Source organism: Vibrio harveyi, assembly GCF_030060435.1.
GTDB classification, from domain to species: Bacteria; Pseudomonadota; Gammaproteobacteria; order Enterobacterales; family Vibrionaceae; genus Vibrio; species Vibrio harveyi.
On sequence record NZ_CP125875.1, the window covers coordinates 1087259 to 1108300 of the forward strand.

Below are 21042 nucleotides of genomic sequence, written 5' to 3' on the forward strand. Positions count from 1 at the left end.
CTGGGTTTTGTTCGCCCTAATTACGTTGTTTATTAAACCTACTCAATGCGGAGTTATTCATCATGCCTAAGATGAAAACCAACAAAGGTGCTGCTAAGCGTTTTAAGAAAACTGCTGGTGGTATTAAGTACAAGCACGCTACAAAACGTCACATCCTGACTAAGCGTACTACTAAGAACAAGCGTCAACTACGTCCAAACTCAATCCTTCCTCGTTGTGAAGTGGCTGCAGTTGTTCGTATGATGCCATACGCTTAATTCTTTTTAGTTATCAATCGTTTAGTTTAGGAGAAGCATAATGCCTCGCGTAAAACGTGGTGTACAAGCTCGTGCACGTCATAAGAAAGTTCTAAAACAAGCTAAAGGTTACTACGGTGCACGTTCACGTGTTTACCGCGTAGCTTTCCAAGCAGTTACTAAAGCTGGTCAATACGCTTACCGTGACCGTCGCGCTAAGAAACGTCAATTCCGTCAACTATGGATTGCACGTATCAACGCGGCATCTCGTCAAAATGGTCTATCTTACAGCCGTTTCATCAACGGTCTTAAGAAAGCATCTATCGAGATCGACCGTAAGATCCTAGCGGACATCGCAGTATTCGACAAAGCAGCATTTGCTGTTCTAGTTGAAAAAGCGAAAGCTGCTCTTTAATTAGCAGTTTAGGATTAAGAGAAGGAGAGCATTAGCTCTCCTTTTTTATTGCTTTTTGTTTTGTTATCCGTAAGTTTTCTCACTTCTCACTTCTCACTTCTCACTTCTCACTTCTCACTTCTCACTTCTCACTTCTCACTTCCATCTCAGTGCTTGCTAAATCATTTTGTTATTAATCTGTGGTAGGGTTTATCGGCATAACGAGCAAAAGAGCTAGGAAAGACACCAAGGCGCAGCCGTTAGAGGACATCATTAAGCGAACTATGGTGTTGCTCCACGACTAGAAAGAGCAACTGAACAAACGAAAATTTAACCGCTAGGGAAGGAATGTATGGTTCAACGAATCAGTTATGAATTTTTGCCACAGGTTTCAGGTCCTTATGTTCATGCTACTAGACACTGTGAGACCTTATATGTTTCAGGTTTGACTGCGTTAGGCTCTTCGAGCCAAGCTGAGGGGCTAGTAGATCAAACAAAGACAGTTTTATCTTATCTATCGCAAATACTGGCTGAAGAGCAACGAGAGAAGCGTGATCTGGTGAAGTTGACGGTGTTTATTACTGATATGAGTCAACTCGCGGCGATTCGTTCAGTACTATTTGATTTCTATGAGGGCTACTTGCCGGCGTGTTCGCTGGTGGAAGTCAGTGCCTTGATCCATGCTGATTTGGCAATAGAAATAGAGGCAGTAATCTCAAGCGAGGCGTTGTAACAAGAGGTAGGGATGAAAATAAATCGATTAGACCATTTGGTTTTAACAGTAAAAGACATAGCAACCACGGTGGATTTTTATGAGCGAGTGCTTGGTATGGAAAGCATCACCTTTGGTGAGGGGCGTGTTGCACTTGTGTATGGAAGGCAGAAGATCAATTTGCATCAGCTTGGCAATGAATTTGAACCTAAGGCAAGTCAAGTAGCTTCTGGGAGTGCTGATTTATGTTTTGTATGTGATACGCCAATTGCAAATGTGCTCTCCCATTTAGACTCCCATTCTGTCGAGGTTATTGATGGTCCTATTCAACGGACAGGTGCAATTGGTAACATCCTATCGGTTTACATTAGAGACCCAGATGGTAACTTAATTGAGTTATCTAATTATCTTGCTGAGGTATAACATGATTTATTCAACAACCGAGACGATTCCAGGGCGTGAAATTGCAGAGATAAAAGGGGTCGTGACGGGCAATGTGGTTCAGTCAAAGCACATTGGGCGTGATTTCATGGCTGGCTTAAAAAGCATTGTTGGTGGTGAGATTCGTGGCTACACCGAAATGATGACTGAAGCCCGAAATATCGCTATTCAACGAATGGTAGAGGATGCCGCGAACCTAGGAGCAGATGCTGTTGTCGGTATTCGTTTTACCACCAGTTCGATTGTGGACGGTTCATCAGAAATTCTTGCCTTTGGTACGGCAGTAAAGCTCGTTTAATAAAGAATGATGTTGCACAGCGTGTTGCAAACTTATGTGCAATAAAGATGAAATCGTTAGAGGTAGCTCGTTTCCGCATTTTTAACTAAGCGTCAATGGCTGTTTTTATCTCATAATTCGCCTCCTAAAAAAGGAGGCGAATTTATGCGTGATACAGTTTTAAATAATGCAATTGTGACGTTCTGTGTGTGCTTACTGGTAGCGACGCTAGCAGCTAAAGGCAATTTACTCGTGACCATGTTGTCTTTTCCTATCGACTTCTTAGGTCTACTTGTTCTTTTATTCTTGTCATTATTTGTATCTTGGAGTGCTGTTGGGCATTTGAATCAAGGGCAATGGAAAGAATCTATTCTGTTGTATTTGATGTTGTATTACCTTGCTTTTGGTATTTTTTCAGACGGGAATACAGAGGGCTGGTCTCATTCAGTTGGCGTTGTCGGTAAACTTAAAATGACCCTGATCTACATCGCAAACTCAATAACGAGTATCTATGTTCCACTCATCATCGTTGGGATTTCTATTATCCATTTACGTTTTTTGCGCTCCCATATAGTTGACACTGAACAGAATGTGGCAGAGAAAGTTCAGCCTTAAGAAATAGGACTATTTTGTGCATATATATGCAGTTTTCGGCGTGTGAATTTTAATGTGATTATTCTAAAAATGAACGTCTTTCAAAGTCGAAAGTATTCGAGTAGTTTCCATAAATCAGCATGAAATGCGACGGGCTATGGATGTTATACCGTATTTATGATGTGTTTAATTGATTAGATATAATGAAACTGAATGCATTTCTGGTGGCGGTATTGCTCATCTAAATGTGATGTTGGGTATATTAATTCACTGTTTTCTTATAAAAATATGAACTTATGGCTTGCCAATTGGTTCTAAATTGTTACAAATACCATTCAGTTGTAACATTGCCATAAGGAATTGTAGATGAGAGAACTCACTCCCGAGTACTTGTTAGCCGCATTACGACAAGCGATCAAAACCAAAGGGCTAACATATCGAGAGTTATCTGAGAAAATGGGCATGCCGTTGTCCACTTTTAAACGTCATTTAACTAGCACTAACCTAGGTCTTGATAAGCTACTTGAGTATTGTCGAGCTGTGGATTGTACCCTCGATGAGCTTCAAAAGCTGGCAAATCAGCTACAAGCTGAGGATCAGGACTATTTCAGTCATACGCAGGATGAAGTCTTTTTCCAGTTTCCGCATCTTTACGATTTTTATCGAGAACTTCGAATGCTGAGGGGGAAGGATGGCTACACCATTCTTATGAAAAAGTATGATCTCTCAAAGCAAAGCATGTCTGACTACCTTGGTGCTCTAGAGCTGCTTGATTTGGTTTATGTGGACGAAGATAACAACATCACGCTTCACGGTCCGCTTTATTACAGCTATGCAGAAAACTCTAAACTTAACGAGAAGTACACCGAGATCCTTAAAGAACAAACGACTACCCATGAGAAGTGTGTACGTGTAGCGCTATCGCGAATGAAAATCACGGAAGAACAGCTACTTATCTTAGAAGAGCAGATGGCGAAAACCGTGTTAGATTTTCATTCTAAAAACGTCGTTGCAGAGAACTTTAATGTGTCAGACTTTACCAACGTTTTGCTGATAGCAGGTCCGCATCAGCCTGTAACGTTTTCTGATGGTATTGTACAAACAGAAGTCAACTTCATTGATGACATTCGCTACGCTATCGCTTCGGCTGGGGATAAACCAAGCCTTTCGATATAGCTTCTAGTTATTTTTAGTGATTTATAGATTCATCCTTGAAATGTTTATTTAATGAACTAATATGACGAAGTGTCAATTATGACGATTCGTCAGAAATGTGATGGCGTTTCTGCAAACCATATTCGTGTTACAATTCATTTGAGTTACACAGGGATACGGGACGAGGAAGTATGTTTAACTTTGGTTGCAACAAAGATGACAAGCAAGAGGGTGGCCGAATTGCTTCTGGTTTGACTAAGAAACAGCAGGCGATCGCTGATCGCGAGGTCGAATTAGTTCAACTGGCTAAATCTTTAGTGCAAGAACAAGGCTTTGCTAATCTCACCATGGATAAGCTAACGGCTGCCAGTCCGTATTCAAAAGGGACCATCTATAACCATTTTTGCAGCAAAGAAGATGTGATCCTTGCACTTTGTATACACTCACTGAAAAGTGAGGCGGTGTTTTTTGAGCGTACGGCAAATTTTGATGGCAACACGCGTGAAAAGATCATTGCAATGCATGTTGGGTATCGTATTTACGCCCGTATGGAACCCGTATTGTCGACTTGCGCTATTGTCGCCAAAACTCCTTGGGTGATAGAGAAAGCTTCACCCGCTCGACTGAATGAATTGAACAAGCTGGAAGAAGAAGTAATATCTGGAGCGGACGCATTAGTAAACCACGCCGTGGAAATTGGAGATTTAAAATTCTCTCCTGCTGTTGGTGCTGATGCGATTGTTTTTGCCAATTGGTCGATTGCGTTTGGTTCTAATGCTTTGGCGCAAAATGCATCTAACAGTCGATGTATTCAGCGTTTGCAAGACCCGTTTTCGGTATTACACAATGCGAATATGTTACTTGATGGATTAGGGTGGTTACCTCTCTCAACAGATTGGGATTACCGCAAAACCTGGCGTCGAGTTGAGCAGGAACTATTTAGCGAAGAAATTGCTTACCTTGATTCAGTCAATCGCTGAGTAGGGTATAAACCAATCGGTTATTCGATTGGTTTTTTAGTCACACTATTTGACGGATCGTCAATAACGATTGTTTTGGTATCAGGATTTTTAATCCCTAGAGTGCCAAAACTGCGTTATTAACGCATCTGGAATTAGAGAACAGCGTAAGCTGCTTTTTTAACTCCGTTTTTTGACGAAACGTCACAAAGGGAGAGTGTGATGAAACACCACCAAGCTCAACAAGCAAGCCCCGGTCAATGGGGGAAAATACCAACCAAGTACAGTCTTTGGGTTCTGCTGGCAACAGTATTACTCGTTATTATCGCAACGATCGGAGCAAAGAATCTCTATTTTCGGGGCGACTATAATATCTTTTTCGATGGCAGCAATAAGCAGTTATTAGCTTTCGACGAAATTCAAACCACCTTCGCCAAAACAGACAATCTTGCTATCGTGATCGCTCCTGATAGCAGAGAGGTGTTTACTCCTGAGATCTTGAAACTCATACAAAACTTAACAGTGGATTCGTGGCAAGTGCCGTATTCGAGTCGAGTAGACTCTCTGGCTAATTACCAGCATACGGAAGCGGTTGAAGATGATCTCTTGGTCGAAGACCTGCTTTACGAAGAGCATGAGTTGACTCCAGAGCGAATTGCGAAAGTAAAAAATATCGCACTAACAGAGCCAGTATTAAAAAATGCGCTGATCTCTGCAAAAGGCGATGTCACTGTCGTGAATATCACCGTTCAATTGCCGGAGGTTGATAAAACAGCGGAAGTCCAAGAGGTGATGGCTCACATTAATCAGATGCTGGCGCAGTATCAGCAAAACTATCCAAATGTTGAGTTTCATAAAGCTGGTATTATCGCCATGAACTATGCCTTCATGACCGTAGCACAAGAGGATAGCGCTACCTTAGTACCAACGATGCTGTTGGTTATTTTGTTGTTCTTAACCATCATGCTGCGTTCATTCTTAAGTGTTGTCGCGACTCTTATTGTGATTATTGGCTCGGTGATAGCAACGATGGGGTTGTCTGGTTGGGCTGGTATGTTTTTAAGCACTGCGACGGTTAATGTGCCAACCTTGGTCATGACATTGGCTGTAGCGGACTGCGTGCATGTTATTGCAACTATGCGCCAGTCGATGCAAAACGGCTTTAGTAAGGCACATTCGATAGAGCGCAGTATCTCTCTTAACTTTATGCCCATCCTAATCACGTCAGTTACAACCGCAATTGGCTTTCTGATGATGAATATGTCGGATTCTCCTGTGCTGCGAGATTTTGGTAACTTATCGGCATTAGGGGTGATGATTGCCTGTTTTCTATCAGTGACGCTGCTTCCAGCGTTACTCACACTATTACCAGTCTCAGTTAAGCAACCTGCCTCACAGAGCGGGACCGACTTCATGGACAAGCTAGGAGATTTTGTCGTTTTACGTCGTAACGTGTTACTGCCAATATCAGTGATCGTTATTGCAGTGAGTGCAAGCTTGATACCGTTAAATCGAGTCAATGATGAATCCGTAAAGTATTTCGATAATCGCAGTGATTTTCGTCAAGCTGCCGATTTTATGGAAGCACGTATCAGCGGCATGACCAATCTCAGCATTGCCATCAAAACCAATGAGTCGCAAGGGATTGCTGATCCTGTTTTTCTTACCGCTATAGGCAACTTTACCGATTGGCTTCGCGAACAGCCTGAGACAGATCATGTTGCAACGCTCGCGGATGTATATAAACGCCTGAATAAAAACATGCACGCTGATGATGAGCGTTACTACTTACTACCACAAGATAGAGAATTGGCGGCGCAATACCTTCTACTCTATGAGATGTCTTTGCCGTACGGCTTAGATCTTAATAATCAGATTAATGTTGATAAATCTTCGATCAAAATGGTGTTAACCGTCGATAATTTAGGGAGTGTTGAATTAGTTGACCTTGAGAACCGAATCTACGCGTGGTTTGCCGACAATGCACCGCAATATGATGTGGTCGCATCGAGTCCATCATTGATGTTTGCTCACATTGGTGAGACCAATATGGCAAGTATGCTCTCTACGTTACCAATTACATTAGTTTTGATCTCTGCATTACTCATCTTTGCGCTGCGTTCGCTAAGGCTTGGTCTCATCAGCTTGGTTCCAAATATTGCCCCGGCCGTGCTTGGTTTCGGTCTTTGGGCGCTGATCTCTGGTGAAATCAATCTAGGACTGTCAGTCGTGGTGACCTTGACGCTTGGCATTGTGGTCGACGACGCGGTTCATTTCCTTTCGAAATATCAAAGAGCACGAAAAGAAGGACAAAATGCTGAACAGGCCGTTCGTTATGCCTTCCACACTGTTGGTCGTGCACTGTGGATCACTACCGTCGTATTGGTAGCAGGTTTCTTAGTATTGGCTATGTCGAGCTTCCGCTTAAATGCAGATATGGGGCAGCATAGTGCGATCGTGATCTTTATCGCCTTGGTCGTGGACTTTTTATTCTTGCCAACGCTACTCATGCGTTTTGATAAAGCAGCATATGTCGAGCAAACAAAGACTAAAACGCCAGAAACACAAGCGAAGAAAAACATTACGGCATCGTTGTGATTGAACAGTGCCCTCAAGGAAAACAAGACAAGGACTATATGATGAAGTTATTTAGCAAACCTCTGAATGTCGTTACATTATCGATTTCTCTGTTAATGGCTCCTCTCACTTGGGCTGACGAAGCTAAAGGGTTGGAAATTGCACAAGAGCGCAAAGCGCGTGACCAAGGCTGGGGAGATTCTGTTGCCACCATGCAAATGATACTTCGCAATGCTCAAGGAGAAAGTAGTACTCGCTTGATGCGCCTAAAATCACTGGAGGTCGCTGATGATGGCGATAAAGGGCTAACTATCTTTGATGAACCACGAGATGTTAAAGGAACCGCATTTCTTAATCATTCACACACGGTGGGCGCTGACGACCAATGGCTCTATCTGCCCGCGCTCAAACGCGTAAAACGTATCGCTTCACGCAATAAATCTGGTCCATTTATGGGCAGTGAGTTTGCTTATGAAGACCTGAGCTCATTCGAGATTGAAAAGTACCGTTTCAATTACCTTAAAGATGAAACGATGAATGACCAAGAGACGTTTGTATTAGAGCAAATCCCGACAGATAAAAACTCCGGTTACACCAAGCAAGTGGTTTGGCTAGATCAAGCACATTATCGTCCTCTGAAAGTAGAATTTTATGACCGCAAAGGTGCGTTGTTAAAGACGTTAGAGTTTTCTGATTACAAACAGTATCTGAATCAATACTGGCGTGCCCACACTATGGCAATGATGAATCACCAAACGGGCAAGAGTACAGAACTGACAACCAGTGAATTGACGTTCCAGACCGGTCTTAAAGATAACGACTTCAACAAAAACATCCTCAAGCGTGTTAAGTAGGGAGGTTGAATGACTAGGGCAATCGCTGCTGGCCGAGTCTTGGCTAGCATTATGGCTGTGCTTTGTTCTTCGTCTTTGCTTGGCGCTGAATTGGCAGGTCAGGTTAACTTCGAGCATCGACAATTTTTCTCTGCCGGTGCTCAAGGGCAGAGCAAAGGGCAAACATCGCTAGTGTTGCAACCAGAGCTCTACTGGGATCTTCAAGATGGTGATGCGAGTTTCACCTTTACGCCTTTTTATCGTTGGGACAGCATGGATGATGAACGTACGCATGCTGATATTCGAGAAGCCTTGTATTTAACCTATTGGGATGACTATGAACTTCGTGTTGGTATCAGCAAGGTGTTTTGGGGGGTAACAGAATCTGCGCACTTAGTGGATGTTGTAAACCAAATTGATGCGGTAGAAGCGGTCGATGGCGAAGATAAATTGGGACAACCCATGGTGCATTTTACGTCCATCAAAGAGTGGGGAACGCTGGATGTGATGATCTTGCCTTATTTTCGTGAACGAACATTCGCGGGTAAAGATGGGCGTTTGAGGTTCGATCCTGTTGTCTCCGATGATGCGTTGTACGAATCGAGTCGAGAAGAAAAGCATGTAGATGTCGCGTTGCGGTATGCACAAATGTTTGGCGATTGGGATCTCGGCTTGAGCTATGTCTATGGAACGAACCGTGACCCGTATTTTCGATTCGAGCAAGGCGAGCTAAAACCTTACTACGCATTGATGAGCCATGTTGGACTGGATGTGCAGGGAATCGTGGGAGATTGGTTATGGAAACTTGAAAGTGTTTATCGTGATAGTTTTGATAATCATGTTAGTGTTGTTACCGGATTTGAATACACGATAGTGGGGGCTTTTGAAACGGTATGGGATGTGGGTCTTATCGGTGAGTATTTATATGATAGCCGTGGTAACAACGCGCAGAACATTGGTCAAAATGATGTCTTTGCAGGTGTTCGCTTAGCGTTTAATGATGAAGATGGCACCGAAATCCTAACTGGTATCACGCAAGATCTCGATAATACCGATGTGTACAACGCAAAACTTGAGGCTTCCAGCCGCATTTCAAATCATTTTAAGTGGCAAATTGATGCTTGGTTGTTTAAAAATGACACGCCAACGGACCTCTTGTATTTCGCAAGAGACGATGATTTTATCGAGCTATCTATCCAGTACTATTTTTAGTGCGGGAGATAAGTAAATCGAAAATTCTAAGGCAAAGAGATCCATGTCATTATTTTGACTGGCTGCTAGAGCCGTAAGGAAGATTTATCGTTACTATTCCTTATGTTTGTTGTGGTTTTGATAGCGATGCGATAAGCAACTAACAAAACCCTCCGGTTTTACTTAGGGGTAGTAACGTTGAATTCATTTCGCTGGGACACTTATTTTGAAACAGGCATCGAAGAAGTCGATGAACAGCACCAATATCTTGTTGGATTTATCAACAAGTACGGCGAACTTTTGGCGCAAAACAGCATCACTCTCACGGACATTCAAGTAGCATTATTTGAACTGTCTCGCTATGCCGAGTTCCACTTCAAAGAAGAAGAGAACTTGATGCGAGAGGTCGAGATCCACCCAGAGCACCTAGAAAAACATATCCAAGTACACCACGCATTTATGAGCGACATCATCAGTATGCAGAGCTTTATCAGTGATGCCAATAAACGCGCTGCTGAGCAGTTATTGGATTTCCTCATTCATTGGTTGGCTTACCACATTCTTGGTATTGATCAAAATATGTCTAAGCAAGTGGCTGCCATTCAATCTGGGATGTCACCGAGGGCGGCGTATGATGAACAAGAAAAGCAAGCCAACGCATCCACTGCGCCATTGCTGGATGCGCTAAATGCGCTATTTTCGCAAGTCTCCGAGCGAAATCGTGAGCTACTCAAGCTGAACCTAGTTCTAGAGGAAAAGGTGGATGAAAGGACGAAGCAGTTATCGAATGCAAATAAACAGCTAGAAGCCTTGTCCTTAACCGACTCATTAACCCAGTTACCGAATCGTAGAAGCGCGATAAAAACGCTTAAGAAATTGTGGAAGGATGAGGACGCCAAAGACCTGCCTTTGGTTTGTATCATGATCGATGCCGATTACTTTAAACAAGTGAATGATACCTGCGGCCATGAAGCAGGGGACTTAGTCCTAACCGAACTCGCGCAAGCATTGAAGCACTACTTCCGCAGTGATGACATTGTGTGTCGTTTAGGCGGCGATGAGTTTTTCGTAATTTGCCCAGATACCGGATTAGAGGGTGGTTTGCATGTGGCAGAGGCGGTGAGAAAACAGGTTTCCCATATGCTTGTTCCTACTTCGTTCGAACCTTGGCGAGGGAGCATCAGTGTTGGTGTCGCAGAGCGTCGAGACAATATGGAAACCTACACGGATTTAATTCGAGTTGCCGATGAGAGCGTTTACTTGGCAAAACAAAACGGTAAAAACCGAGTTCAAACCGTACAAAAACTGACGCCTTTAAACTAGACTGCTTCTCATATTTAATCGCCAAAGAAAACGGTCTTCTCTTCTCGCTTGATAAGAACAAAACCAGTGGCTTTCTTTGGCTTCTTATGCAAAAACAACCTCGATAAAATGGGCGTTATTCCTAGACAACGCTGCTTTTTTTACGTTTTTGTGTTCTTTTTATTCAATAACCTCTTCTTTTCATAATTCAATTTGGCCTTGGTGGCGGGTTTGGCTACTATGTACAGCTATCAAAAAACCAATCACTCCCTTATGGATACTACCAATAGGTAGATGAGGAAACGATGCAACATCTAGAAGAGATCATTGCTAACGCGAGTGCAGCAATTGAAGCTGCAGAATCGCTAGTCGTACTTGATGAAGTGCGTGTTCAGTATCTAGGTAAAAAAGGTGAGCTAACTGCTCAACTTCAAAGCCTAGGTAAACTACCACCAGAAGAACGCCGTGAAGCGGGTCAAGAGATCAACAAAGCGAAAGGCGTGGTTCAGCAAGCTATCGCAGCTCGTAAAGACGCACTACAACGTGCAGAGCTTGAAGCGAAGCTAGCGGCAGAAACGATCGACGTAACATTACCAGGTCGTCGTATCGAGAACGGTGGTCTACACCCAGTTACTCGTACTGTAGAGCGTATTGAGAAGTTCTTTGGTGAACTTGGCTTTAACACTGAGTCTGGTCCAGAAATCGAAGATGCATTCCACAACTTTGATGCACTAAACATCGCAGCTGATCACCCAGCGCGTACTGACCATGATACTTTCTTCTTCAACCCAGATTTGATGCTTCGTACTCACACGTCAGGCGTACAGATCCGTACGATGGAAAATGGCAAACCACCATTCCGTTTCATCGCACCTGGTCGTGTATACCGTAATGACTACGACCAAACGCACACGCCAATGTTCCACCAAGTGGAAGGCATGCTGGTTGATGAGAACGTAAACTTCGCACAGCTGAAAGGCATCCTGCACGATTTCCTATGCAACTTCTTCGAAGAGGAAGTGGAGGTACGTTTCCGTCCATCTTACTTCCCGTTCACTGAGCCTTCAGCTGAAGTTGATGTGAAAGGTAAAAACGGTAAATGGCTAGAAGTACTAGGCTGCGGTATGGTTCACCCGAACGTACTACGTAGCGTAGGCATTGATCCTGAAAAATACTCTGGTTTCGCATTCGGTATGGGTGTTGAGCGTCTAACAATGCTTCGTTACGGCGTGAACGACCTACGTGCGTTCTTCGAGAACGATCTTCGTTTCCTAAAACAGTTCAAGTAATCCAGGGGATAAATCACTATGAAATTCAGCGAATCATGGCTTCGTGAGTGGGTTAGTCCTTCGATTACCACTGACGAACTAACTCACCAAATTACAATGGCGGGTCTAGAAGTTGATGACGTGCTACCTGTAGCAGGTTCGTTCAACGGCGTTAAAGTTGGTCACGTTGTTGAATGTGGTCAACACCCAGATGCAGACAAACTGCGCGTTACTAAAGTAGACGTGGGTGAAGAAGAGCTCCTAGACATCGTTTGTGGCGCACACAACTGTCGCCAAGGTCTGAAAGTAGCAGTAGCAACGGTTGGTGCTGTTCTTCCAGGCGATTTTAAAATCAAAAAAGCAAAACTACGTGGTCAACCATCTCACGGCATGCTTTGTTCGTTCACTGAACTAGGTATCGATGTTGAGTCAGATGGCATCATGGAGCTAGCAGAAGATGCAGTAATCGGTACCGATTTCCGTGAATTCCTAGGTCTAGACGACGTAACAGTAGACGTAGACCTAACGGCAAACCGCGCTGACTGTTTCAGCATTCGTGGTCTAGCTCGCGAAGTTGGCGTACTAAACCGAGCTGACGTAACTGAGCCATCAGTAGAAGCAGTAGCAGCTTCAATCGAAGACAAAGTGTCTATCGAAGTGAAAGCGCCAGCTGCATGTCCACGTTACCTAGGTCGCGTTGTTAAGAACGTAAACGTTCAAGCTGAAACGCCACTATGGATGCAAGAGAAGCTGCGTCGTTGTGGTATTCGCTCTATCGACCCTGTAGTAGACATCACTAACTACGTTCTTTTAGAGCAAGGTCAACCAATGCACGCATTCGATCTAGCGAAGATCGAAGGTGGCATCGTAGTTCGTATGGCTGAGCAAGGAGAGAAGCTAACACTTCTTGACGGTAGCGAAGCAGAACTAAACGCAGATACACTAGTTGTTGCTGACCACAACAAAGCACTTGCAATCGCAGGTATCTTTGGTGGTGAAGAGTCTGGTGTAACAACGGAAACTAAAGACGTTCTACTAGAGTGTGCATTCTTTGCACCTGACCACATCCGTGGTCGCGCACGTAGTTACGGTCTTCACACTGATTCTTCAATGCGTTTTGAACGTGGTGTGGATTACGCACTACAAGTGAGCGCAATGGAGCGCGCAACTCAGCTTCTTGTTGAGATCTGTGGCGGTGAAGTCGCACCTGTTGTTGCTGTAGAGTCTGAAGCAGACCTACCTAAGCCAAACAAAGTTGCTCTACGTCGTACTAAGCTAGACAACCTATTAGGTCACCACATCGCTGATGCTGACGTGGTAGAAATCCTAGAGCGCCTAGGTTTGACAGTTGAAGCTTCTGAAGAAGGTTGGGTGGCAGTAGCACCAACATGGCGTTTCGATATCGCTATCGAGCAAGACCTGATTGAAGAAGTTGGTCGTATCTACGGTTACGACAACATTCCTAACCAACACCCAGCAGCAGCACTTAAGATGCACAACCACGTTGAAGCGGATCTTCCACTGAAACGCGTTCGTGATCTTCTTGTTGACCGCGGTTACCACGAAGCAATCACATACAGCTTCGTTGAGCCTGAGCAACAAAAGCTAGTTGTACCTGGCGTTGAGCCTCTAGTGCTCCCAAACCCAATTTCTGCAGACATGTCAGCAATGCGTCTTGGTCTTATCCAAGGCCTGCTGAACACGGTTGTTCACAACCAGAAGCGTCAACAGCCACGCGTTCGTCTATTTGAATATGGTCTACGTTTCATCCCATGTGAATCTGCAGAAAACGGTATGCGCCAAGAGCCAATGCTTGCCGGTGTTATCGCAGGTACTCGCGGTGAAGAGCATTGGGATATCGAAACTAACACTGTTGATTTCTTCGACCTTAAAGGCGATCTAGAAGCAATTCTAGAGCTATCTGCTAACGAAAAAGCGTACTCTTTCGCTGCAGCTAAGCACCCAGCACTTCACCCAGGTCAATCTGCGGCAATCATCGTAGATGGTAAAGAAGTGGGTGTGATCGGTACTGTTCACCCAGAACTTGAGCGTAAGTTCGGTCTAAATGGCCGTACTATCGTATTCGAAATCGAATGGTCTGCAATCAACAGCAAAGTGATCCCAGAAGCGGTAGCACTTTCTAAATTCCCTTCAAACCGTCGTGATATCGCGGTAGTCGTGGATGAAGCTGTTGCATCTGGTGATATCGTTAACGCTTGTCTAGAACAAGGTGGCGAGTTCCTTAAAGATGCGAAGCTGTTCGACGTTTACGTAGGTAAAGGCGTTGAAGAAGGTAAGAAGAGCCTAGCAATCGCTCTGACTCTACAGTCACTTGAGCGTACTCTAGAAGATGCAGATATCGCTGGTGCGGTTGATGCTATCGTTACTCACGTTTCTGAGAAGTTTGGTGCGTCTCTACGTGACTAATCTCATGTAACGTATCTTCTTAAGAAATGGAAACCCTGCCAGTTTGGCAGGGTTTTTTTATATCTTGAGAGATAGGAGATAGGAGATAGGAGATAGGAGATAGGAGATAGGAGATAGGAAATAGGGAATAACTAGAGCCAAACTGTCTCTACCTTCATCCTCTCATCTTCGAGGTGAATCTTATTCACGCCAATCTTTGTATTGCGGTTGTATTCGTCAATACTGTGGTCAAAACCGTAAGCAGTAGCGGGTGCCATATGTTGAGTGACTTCTTGACGCGTTACAGTCAGTGCATCATGACCATGCCCGCAAATAACATCTTGAACCCGGTACTTAGCCAAAAGCGCATGTAAGCTTGCATCGTTTTCCAAGCAAATGGCTTGTATCCAATCCGAGCCTACGGGAATAATAGGGTGATGGATAACAACAATCGGATTGATCGCATGGCGAAGTTGTTTATTGAAGCGTGCTAGCCCACGGTTATCGACACGACCAGAGCCTAAAGGGTGGTGCTTATCCAAAGGTTTAGCACTCGAATCTAAGAACAGCATGTCACGGTTATGAATTTTGGCTTTATTCACTACGTTAATAGAGCTACCGACCAGTTCCCGCTTCATCAATTTGGTGTCATCATGGTTGCCTGCAATTGCGAATATTTTCTTATCGCGAATGTGCTTTTCTAGGAAACTTAGTAGTACACGGTAATCACCCGGTTTGGGGTTGCAACAAAGATCGCCTGTGAGCAAAAGGGTATCGCATGATGAATCTTTTTGAGCATAAAGAAGCGCGCTACGTAGATTCTCAAAGCTTGAATCGTCACTTAAATGGCAGTCGCTGATTTGAATAATTGATGTCATAGAGTTGCAAAGCAAAAACGTTAGTTGTTTGACGTTAGTCTATCATTCAATCTTTTGTTTTTGATATGCCTCTACCATTAAAAGGTTTCTCTAGGTCATCTGTTTAAAAGCGCAGTGCCACAGCTTAATCGATAACTGAAGAACACCAGCGCCTTTCTTAAACGTTAACTTGATAGGTAGTTCGTGCTTGCAGGTTCTACTCTCTAGGACTGATTAATATAGCTTTGAAAATACAGTAAAAATGCAGAGATCTTCTGTGCATTCACTTGTTCACCCGCGCAACCAAGTTCTAACCAAAGTTTTTTAATATTCTTCTCTATGAGTGAGCCCCTTTTAGCTGCTGGTGGTACAGAGTTAGACGGGTCTCCACAGCAAAGTTCAATATCGATGTTCTGCGATACATCTTTTAGGCATATACGTAGCCACACTTTTTGTCCTTGTTCTTGAGCTTTCGTCACAATAGCGTTTATGGTTTTCGAGTTGCTCTCTAATGAATCAATGACTACTCCACAGCAATCAATGGAAATAATTAATGCCACTGCTTATCCTTTTTTAGCTTTTCATCACTCTCACGTCTCTGACACCCTTCGAGGTAGCGGATAAAATCACATACGCCCTGAACGTTAACGTTCCCACCTTCGCACCGGAACATAGACCAGAGATCCGCCAGCTTACTTTCGAGCTGGGTTAGCGGTTTTCGTCTTGGGCTGTTTGTGGTTGTTGCTATTCTTGGTGCATTACCGCATGCAAGCCGAATGTTAATATCTTGCTTCAAATCTCGGACAATCACAGACACCCATACCTTAGATTTGCGGTCTTTTGCTCTGTTAACGAGTCCGGTTACCCATTCCCTGTCTATCTCTCGTGTTGTTGTTGAGACTCCACAAATATCAATAAATACTTCTAACGCCATTATTCGCCACCAATTTCAAACCATTTTTTATCAATAGAAAGTTTCACCATATTTTTCATTTCTCTAATGATGTCTTCACTCAGTTCAGTGTGTACATAAAAGAAGATTCGAGGTGTATTTCCATATCCATTTGGCATTAGGGTATATTCATCATTGCCAAATTTTATTGTTGAAGAGAATTTGATGGCATCAAGCGTAGTTACAACTTTTGCTAAGTGTTCATAGCCACCTAGAAAAATTACAAGGCACTCTTTATCCATATAATTACAACTCCGTTGCAAGTGTTGAGAGATTTTAGGCTAATCGATAAATTGCTCAAAAAGCGAGACTCAAAAAAGAGACATGGTTAATTTAGCCGTAAAATTTAGATTGCGAATTTGTTAAATAAACAATGTCAGCGATAAAGTTTGCTTCAATCTCCTTTGAGCAATGCTTGCATTCTTTCATTTAAAAATACTTCTGGAACATCTTCAGAGGCGTATGCGTGGACGGTCTTCCCGTCGGAAAACTGAGTGACTAATTCATAGGAATTGGTTATTAGATTATCGAGGACCTCACGAGTTCGGTTCACCCTTGTAGGTATCCACCCCAGAATTCTGTGTTCAAATTCTCGATCCCAATGACCACCAATAAATTCGACTTTAACAATTTGAGGGATATACCGTTCTGCGATTGAATACTTCGTACAGTATATTTTGTAAGGTTTGTCATAGTTAGGGTCTGTTAAGCCAAATAAAGAATATTTTTCTCCATTTTTATCTACCGTTAAGGGTAGAGAGTTGAGGGAAATATTTTCACCATGGCTCTCACCGCCAATAAAAATAACTTCGTACATTATCTGTCCTCCATTAAGCCTCTATTTATTTTTCATCGGAATTTCGATTAATTGAATCAGTTCATTTTGTTCTTCATCTGTCAAAGTGGAGTGCACATAAACGAAGTATCTAGGTGAATTACCAACTCCTTTTGGGAGTAGAACGTATTCGTCATCGCCAAAGCACACTGTTGGTGTAAATTTGATTGTGTTGAGTGTTGTTGTGATTTCCTCTAAGTGATGAGCACCACCGAGAAAAATCACACGGCATGTCTTATCCATAAAATTACAACTCCTTTGTAAATTTGCGGAGGGTTCAGGCTAATAGATAAAACACTCAAAAAGCGAGGTATAAAGGCTAGATAAGGTGAATTTATTGTTAAAAATTAGATTTCAAATTTGAAGCGTTACGTTGTGATTTGTTAAACGTTGCTTGATGTTGATGGATTATGTGGAGGCATGGTTCAAGCAAGTGATAAAGCAAACGTTAGTAGCAGCGGTAGAGTAATAATGCTTAAAAAGTTGCCAAACAAGACCATGGAAGCAACGTTCAGAGGTTCGATATTGAGTCGTTCAGCAAACAAGTAGTTCATTACAGCTGGTGGCAACATGGTAAACAACACCATCATCTGTAATTGCATGATTGGCAATGGTATCAAGGTATAGATTAAGGCAAAGGCGAGTGCTCCGGTACCGAGTGATTGAAGTGTGCACCAAAGACCCACTCGAAGACCATCCCATCTTAAATGGCACATTTGTGCTCCCAATGATAACAACATAACTGGGACGGCGGCTTGCCCAAGTAATGTGGTCGCTTCAAAAAGAGGAGACCAAATACCAATACCAGAAATGTTGATAAGCAACGCGAGCAAAGCGGATAAGAAGATCGGCATTTTGACGATTTGTTTAAGCGGATTGCCATTACTCAGTAGCATGACGCCAAGGCTTATATGTAGGCATGCTGAAACGACAAAAAGCAATACTGCGGAGGGAAGGGCGATTTCCCCGAAGGTGTAAGTAAACAGCGGTATCGCTAAGTTACCGCTGTTTCGAAACATGTGTGGTGGAGCCCATGCTTTGAATGATAATCCGCAAAACTTCGCGATGGGAACCATCACAATGCCAGGTACTACGACAGCAATAAGCGCGGCTAGTAGCAAGGGGACTTGCCCCATGCTGAGTGGCATACCGACAAGAGAAGAAAATACCAGTGCCGGAGTAAACACATCCATATTGATGCGATTGATTGGGCGAAAATCGGGCTTGAGGCATCGACCAACTATGTAACCTACGCAAACCAAGACAAAGACGGGAAATAAGATACTGATGACTTGGTGCAACATGGCGACTCTTTCGCGTGGTGAAAACAGGGATAAACAGTAACAACCTTTCAGTTAACCGTCATGGAGCAATCAATAGAATTTTGTCGCTGTTCAAGCTTTCATGCTCCTAGTGTCACGCTATATCTGAATAACAAGTCTGCTAAATAGGACCGACCAGATCTATTTTCAAACGTACTCAACTTACTGAAAAGGTAAGAAGTTTTGTGTCAATTGTTTGTAAAGTAGCCAGTATCTGACATTTTTATTAAATAGTGATTAATGTTGTTTTGAGTTTTAAAACTAGTAATTTGAACTGGATATTTTTGCCATTGGAGAGGGAATTAAAGGAAAATCTGGAAATGGTGGTGGGTAAACTATCTTCGTGGTGCAACATTCCGTATATTAGCAAAGAAAAAAGTTGGCGAAAATCATAAGCTTGGCATACACTTCCTGATGTAACCCCGATATGTTGTTGAATTGGTAGGGTAAAACTGCTCTGGCGCTACACTAAGGTAGCATTGTTTAACATAGCTTTGAGGAAAGTTTTATGGCGCTCACAAAAGCCGAACTTGCAGAAAACCTGTTTGATAAATTGGGATTTAGTAAACGGGACGCCAAGGAAACGGTGGAAGTGTTCTTTGAAGAGATTCGTAAGGCACTAGAAAGTGGCGAACAGGTAAAACTGTCAGGTTTTGGTAACTTTGACCTTCGTGACAAGAATGAACGACCTGGTCGTAACCCGAAAACTGGTGAAGATATTCCTATTACTGCTCGACGTGTCGTTACGTTCCGCCCGGGTCAGAAGTTGAAAGCTCGCGTAGAGAACCTAAAGACCGACCAGTAAGCCATGTAACATGGAATGAGACCACGCTTTGTCGTGGTCTTTTTGTTTGTGGCTTTCATTACTGACTAAAGAACAAATAAAAACCACCGCAATTGCGGTGGTTTTTCAGTATTCAGGGAGTCAGTTTCTAAAATACTGTTTGTTTAGGCTGCTTCTAGGTGTGTCGTTAGGTAAGGATGCCAAGCCTCTTGATACAAGTTTTTAGATTGAGTACGCATGTTACGAATTGATGCCATCTCGATATCATTTAGGTTGCGACCTTCAACCAGAGCTTGACGTTCCAGTTTCTGAATTTGCTCGTACAAATCATGCTCCGGACCACTTTTTACATCAGCAATCGCTTTTAGATGCAATTGGACTTCAGCAATTAGGTTGGTTTTTGGTAAACGGACCAACAAGTTGAGATCACGATAACCAGAAGCCGTTGGTTTTTTAAAGCGGTTTTTTACTTTAACAATGGTTGTTTCGCGCTCTAACGTTTCATATACCGACACCAAGCTTGCTACGTCATTTGCAACGATAGTTGCACGGGCTAAGTCGGTGATACGTTCTACTTGACCGTCAAGTTCGTGGGCGATTTTCTCTTCGGCGCGGTGCTGAGATTTAACGCCAGCAAAATAAGGCTGTGCGTCAGTGAGAAGGGCAGTACTCTTACAGATGGTTTCTAGCTCAAACTGCGCTTGGTGCGCTTTGCTGTAAAGTACGTCGAAATCTGAATAAGGCTGTGTTGGTTTGGAGTCGATTGACTGAATGCCATACAAACCACTAAGGCTATGTTTAAACAATTTTGAGCAAACTTCGTTTTGGCTAGCAGAACGGTCTTGCTCGTTACTCGGGACATTTGGAAGTGCGGCGAAAGCCGGCGCACGGCTTAGTACTAATAGCATCAATGCCGTAGTACGTAGAAATAAGCTCATTCACTCTCCTTAACTTGCTTGCACTTAGAAAATGGGTAACGAAAAGGTCACTAAGATTCGCAAATCAGGTACTACCTAGTTAATGGGGTCTCTACGATAGATTCCAAGGTTGATTTTCAACCTTATGGTGGAATCGTGTTCTAGATCACCATTTTGCTTTCCTTTATTCTGACCATCAGAACAAGGAAGGGTTCCTTCTTGAACGTTAGCCATACTAACATTGCAGTATTAACCAAAGATGAACGGCATAGACAAATTTGAAAAAATCATTAGTCTTAGCCCACAAAAGTGAAGCGCAAAGCTCGAATCCACTATCAGCCGACAAGTAGAAGAATCATGAGAGATCAAGAATTTTGGCACAATAAATGGGCCAGTAACCAAATTGGTTTTCATCTAGAAGACGTGAACCCACTATTGCCTGCATTTTGGCAACATACGGCTGCAAAGCATGATGATAAAGTTTTGGTGCCTCTGTGTGGTAAGTCAGAGGATTTGATTTGGTTAGCGACCAAACACGACGAAGTTCAGGGCGTTGAGCTAAGCCAAATTGCGGTAAGAGCGTTTTTTGCTGAGCATTTTTACACACCAACGGTAACGCCTGTTAATGGTATGCACGAGTTATATCAGTTTGATGAGCTGTCGATTTATACGGGTGATTTCTTTACCGCCCCAGTATCTAAAGCCGATATCATTTACGATCGTGCTGCGTTAGTGGCTCTTCCTAAAGAGATGCGAGCAGAATATGCTGCTCGTGTTAAGCAATTGCTGAATCCTGGCGGTCGTATCTTGTTGGTCACGTTGAACTACCCGCAAGAAGAGATGGCAGGACCTCCTTTTAGTGTTCCTGTAGAAGAGATTGAACAGTTATTTTCCGGTTATAAGATCACATGCTTAAACGTAGATCAAGCCGATGATAATCACCCTAAAATTGCCAAAAAGGGTCTGAGTCACTTCTCTGAAGAAGTGTATTTAATTGAAAGTGAATAGGGTAACCGAGTTTATACAAATA

General features: G+C 43.2%; 24 protein-coding genes. 16 read left to right on the forward strand and 8 right to left on the reverse strand.

Annotation, left to right across the window (positions count from 1 at the left end; all coding sequences use genetic code 11):
• The first annotated feature begins 62 nt into the window (after positions 1 to 62).
• The 14 genes from rpmI to pheT all read left to right on the forward strand — a co-directional run bounded on the left by rpmI (position 63) and on the right by pheT (position 14366).
• Positions 63 to 257, forward strand: coding sequence for a 50S ribosomal protein L35 (gene rpmI / locus QMY49_RS05670; RefSeq protein ID WP_005445589.1), 195 nt, complete (start codon positions 63 to 65; stop codon positions 255 to 257).
• A gap of 40 nt (positions 258 to 297) precedes the next feature.
• Positions 298 to 651, forward strand: a complete 354-nt coding sequence (rplT, locus tag QMY49_RS05675; RefSeq protein ID WP_004727974.1) for a 50S ribosomal protein L20 — start codon at positions 298 to 300, stop codon at positions 649 to 651.
• Positions 652 to 982: 331 nt separating this feature from the next.
• Positions 983 to 1363, forward strand: a complete 381-nt coding sequence (locus QMY49_RS05680; RefSeq protein WP_017190336.1) for a RidA family protein — start codon at positions 983 to 985, stop codon at positions 1361 to 1363.
• A gap of 12 nt (positions 1364 to 1375) precedes the next feature.
• Positions 1376 to 1765, forward strand: coding sequence for a VOC family protein (locus QMY49_RS05685; protein WP_283313320.1), 390 nt, complete (start codon positions 1376 to 1378; stop codon positions 1763 to 1765).
• A gap of 1 nt (position 1766) precedes the next feature.
• Positions 1767 to 2081 (forward strand): heavy metal-binding domain-containing protein, encoded by a 315-nt coding sequence (locus tag QMY49_RS05690; protein ID WP_005443150.1) that lies wholly within the window; start codon positions 1767 to 1769, stop codon positions 2079 to 2081.
• Between the two features lie 144 nt (positions 2082 to 2225).
• Positions 2226 to 2675 (forward strand): hypothetical protein, encoded by a 450-nt coding sequence (locus QMY49_RS05695; protein ID WP_047517065.1) that lies wholly within the window; start codon positions 2226 to 2228, stop codon positions 2673 to 2675.
• A gap of 345 nt (positions 2676 to 3020) precedes the next feature.
• Entirely contained in the window at positions 3021 to 3830 is an 810-nt protein-coding gene (locus QMY49_RS05700) for a helix-turn-helix domain-containing protein (protein ID WP_017817990.1), read from the forward strand.
• Positions 3831 to 4000: 170 nt separating this feature from the next.
• On the forward strand, positions 4001 to 4789 hold the full coding sequence (locus QMY49_RS05705; RefSeq protein ID WP_009697355.1) for a TetR/AcrR family transcriptional regulator: 789 nt from the start codon (positions 4001 to 4003) through the stop codon (positions 4787 to 4789).
• Between the two features lie 201 nt (positions 4790 to 4990).
• On the forward strand, positions 4991 to 7366 hold the full coding sequence (locus tag QMY49_RS05710) for an efflux RND transporter permease subunit (protein ID WP_283313328.1): 2376 nt from the start codon (positions 4991 to 4993) through the stop codon (positions 7364 to 7366).
• A gap of 41 nt (positions 7367 to 7407) precedes the next feature.
• On the forward strand, positions 7408 to 8199 hold the full coding sequence (locus QMY49_RS05715) for an outer membrane lipoprotein-sorting protein (protein WP_026000346.1): 792 nt from the start codon (positions 7408 to 7410) through the stop codon (positions 8197 to 8199).
• Between the two features lie 9 nt (positions 8200 to 8208).
• Complete coding sequence (locus tag QMY49_RS05720; protein ID WP_050940571.1) at positions 8209 to 9390, forward strand: hypothetical protein; 1182 nt, start codon at positions 8209 to 8211, stop codon at positions 9388 to 9390.
• Positions 9391 to 9567: 177 nt separating this feature from the next.
• On the forward strand, positions 9568 to 10692 hold the full coding sequence (locus tag QMY49_RS05725) for a GGDEF domain-containing protein (protein WP_283313333.1): 1125 nt from the start codon (positions 9568 to 9570) through the stop codon (positions 10690 to 10692).
• Positions 10693 to 10976: 284 nt separating this feature from the next.
• Positions 10977 to 11960 carry a phenylalanine--tRNA ligase subunit alpha gene (pheS, locus tag QMY49_RS05730; protein ID WP_005439802.1) on the forward strand — a complete coding sequence of 328 codons (984 nt, stop codon included), beginning with the start codon at positions 10977 to 10979 and terminating at the stop codon, positions 11958 to 11960.
• An 18-nt stretch (positions 11961 to 11978) separates the two neighbouring features.
• Positions 11979 to 14366 (forward strand): phenylalanine--tRNA ligase subunit beta, encoded by a 2388-nt coding sequence (gene pheT / locus QMY49_RS05735; protein WP_283313338.1) that lies wholly within the window; start codon positions 11979 to 11981, stop codon positions 14364 to 14366.
• Positions 14367 to 14497: 131 nt separating this feature from the next.
• Here the strand turns inward: pheT and QMY49_RS05740 are convergent, their stop codons facing one another.
• The 7 genes from QMY49_RS05740 to QMY49_RS05770 form a co-directional block, all read right to left on the reverse strand.
• Entirely contained in the window at positions 14498 to 15223 is a 726-nt protein-coding gene (locus QMY49_RS05740; RefSeq protein WP_038897605.1) for a metallophosphoesterase family protein, read from the reverse strand.
• 203 nt (positions 15224 to 15426) lie between these two features.
• Positions 15427 to 15762 carry a hypothetical protein gene (locus QMY49_RS05745; RefSeq protein ID WP_283313343.1) on the reverse strand — a complete coding sequence of 112 codons (336 nt, stop codon included), beginning with the start codon at positions 15760 to 15762 and terminating at the stop codon, positions 15427 to 15429.
• Entirely contained in the window at positions 15753 to 16136 is a 384-nt protein-coding gene (locus tag QMY49_RS05750) for a hypothetical protein (RefSeq protein WP_017190329.1), read from the reverse strand. Before QMY49_RS05750 ends, QMY49_RS05745 begins: the two co-directional genes overlap by 10 nt.
• A complete protein-coding gene (locus QMY49_RS05755) occupies positions 16136 to 16396 on the reverse strand; it encodes a hypothetical protein (RefSeq protein ID WP_005445548.1) in 261 nt (86 codons plus the stop codon). The genes QMY49_RS05750 and QMY49_RS05755 overlap by 1 nt, the downstream gene beginning before the upstream one ends.
• Positions 16397 to 16548: 152 nt before the next feature.
• Positions 16549 to 16971, reverse strand: a complete 423-nt coding sequence (locus QMY49_RS05760; protein ID WP_017817999.1) for a hypothetical protein — start codon at positions 16969 to 16971, stop codon at positions 16549 to 16551.
• A gap of 21 nt (positions 16972 to 16992) precedes the next feature.
• Positions 16993 to 17232 carry a hypothetical protein gene (locus QMY49_RS05765; RefSeq protein ID WP_047517048.1) on the reverse strand — a complete coding sequence of 80 codons (240 nt, stop codon included), beginning with the start codon at positions 17230 to 17232 and terminating at the stop codon, positions 16993 to 16995.
• 182 nt (positions 17233 to 17414) lie between these two features.
• Complete coding sequence (locus QMY49_RS05770; RefSeq protein ID WP_283313350.1) at positions 17415 to 18293, reverse strand: AEC family transporter; 879 nt, start codon at positions 18291 to 18293, stop codon at positions 17415 to 17417.
• Positions 18294 to 18819: 526 nt separating this feature from the next.
• On the opposite strand from QMY49_RS05770, the gene ihfA reads away from it, so the two are divergent.
• Positions 18820 to 19116: an integration host factor subunit alpha gene (gene ihfA / locus QMY49_RS05775; protein WP_005445544.1), complete on the forward strand. Its 297-nt coding sequence runs from the start codon at positions 18820 to 18822 to the stop codon at positions 19114 to 19116.
• A gap of 143 nt (positions 19117 to 19259) precedes the next feature.
• Here the strand turns inward: ihfA and QMY49_RS05780 are convergent, their stop codons facing one another.
• Positions 19260 to 20033 (reverse strand): nucleotidyltransferase family protein, encoded by a 774-nt coding sequence (locus QMY49_RS05780; RefSeq protein WP_005445543.1) that lies wholly within the window; start codon positions 20031 to 20033, stop codon positions 19260 to 19262.
• A gap of 336 nt (positions 20034 to 20369) precedes the next feature.
• On the opposite strand from QMY49_RS05780, the gene QMY49_RS05785 reads away from it, so the two are divergent.
• Positions 20370 to 21020, forward strand: a complete 651-nt coding sequence (locus QMY49_RS05785) for a thiopurine S-methyltransferase (RefSeq protein WP_029791116.1) — start codon at positions 20370 to 20372, stop codon at positions 21018 to 21020.
• Positions 21021 to 21042: the final 22 nt, after the last annotated feature.

Coding starts and splice junctions, on each gene's coding strand:
- QMY49_RS05760 (WP_017817999.1), bottom strand. CDS start 16,971: ATGTACGAAGTTATTTTTATTGGCGGTGAGAGCCATGGTGAAAATATT.
- QMY49_RS05680 (WP_017190336.1), top strand. CDS start 983: ATGGTTCAACGAATCAGTTATGAATTTTTGCCACAGGTTTCAGGTCCT.
- QMY49_RS05690 (WP_005443150.1), top strand. CDS start 1,767: ATGATTTATTCAACAACCGAGACGATTCCAGGGCGTGAAATTGCAGAG.
- QMY49_RS05770 (WP_283313350.1), bottom strand. CDS start 18,293: ATGTTGCACCAAGTCATCAGTATCTTATTTCCCGTCTTTGTCTTGGTT.
- pheS (WP_005439802.1), top strand. CDS start 10,977: ATGCAACATCTAGAAGAGATCATTGCTAACGCGAGTGCAGCAATTGAA.
- QMY49_RS05785 (WP_029791116.1), top strand. CDS start 20,370: ATGAGAGATCAAGAATTTTGGCACAATAAATGGGCCAGTAACCAAATT.
- ihfA (WP_005445544.1), top strand. CDS start 18,820: ATGGCGCTCACAAAAGCCGAACTTGCAGAAAACCTGTTTGATAAATTG.
- QMY49_RS05780 (WP_005445543.1), bottom strand. CDS start 20,033: ATGAGCTTATTTCTACGTACTACGGCATTGATGCTATTAGTACTAAGC.
- QMY49_RS05765 (WP_047517048.1), bottom strand. CDS start 17,232: ATGGATAAGACATGCCGTGTGATTTTTCTCGGTGGTGCTCATCACTTA.
- QMY49_RS05705 (WP_009697355.1), top strand. CDS start 4,001: ATGTTTAACTTTGGTTGCAACAAAGATGACAAGCAAGAGGGTGGCCGA.
- QMY49_RS05710 (WP_283313328.1), top strand. CDS start 4,991: ATGAAACACCACCAAGCTCAACAAGCAAGCCCCGGTCAATGGGGGAAA.
- QMY49_RS05685 (WP_283313320.1), top strand. CDS start 1,376: ATGAAAATAAATCGATTAGACCATTTGGTTTTAACAGTAAAAGACATA.
- rplT (WP_004727974.1), top strand. CDS start 298: ATGCCTCGCGTAAAACGTGGTGTACAAGCTCGTGCACGTCATAAGAAA.
- QMY49_RS05720 (WP_050940571.1), top strand. CDS start 8,209: ATGACTAGGGCAATCGCTGCTGGCCGAGTCTTGGCTAGCATTATGGCT.
- QMY49_RS05755 (WP_005445548.1), bottom strand. CDS start 16,396: ATGGATAAAGAGTGCCTTGTAATTTTTCTAGGTGGCTATGAACACTTA.
- QMY49_RS05740 (WP_038897605.1), bottom strand. CDS start 15,223: ATGACATCAATTATTCAAATCAGCGACTGCCATTTAAGTGACGATTCA.
- QMY49_RS05715 (WP_026000346.1), top strand. CDS start 7,408: ATGAAGTTATTTAGCAAACCTCTGAATGTCGTTACATTATCGATTTCT.
- rpmI (WP_005445589.1), top strand. CDS start 63: ATGCCTAAGATGAAAACCAACAAAGGTGCTGCTAAGCGTTTTAAGAAA.
- pheT (WP_283313338.1), top strand. CDS start 11,979: ATGAAATTCAGCGAATCATGGCTTCGTGAGTGGGTTAGTCCTTCGATT.
- QMY49_RS05700 (WP_017817990.1), top strand. CDS start 3,021: ATGAGAGAACTCACTCCCGAGTACTTGTTAGCCGCATTACGACAAGCG.
- QMY49_RS05750 (WP_017190329.1), bottom strand. CDS start 16,136: ATGGCGTTAGAAGTATTTATTGATATTTGTGGAGTCTCAACAACAACA.
- QMY49_RS05695 (WP_047517065.1), top strand. CDS start 2,226: ATGCGTGATACAGTTTTAAATAATGCAATTGTGACGTTCTGTGTGTGC.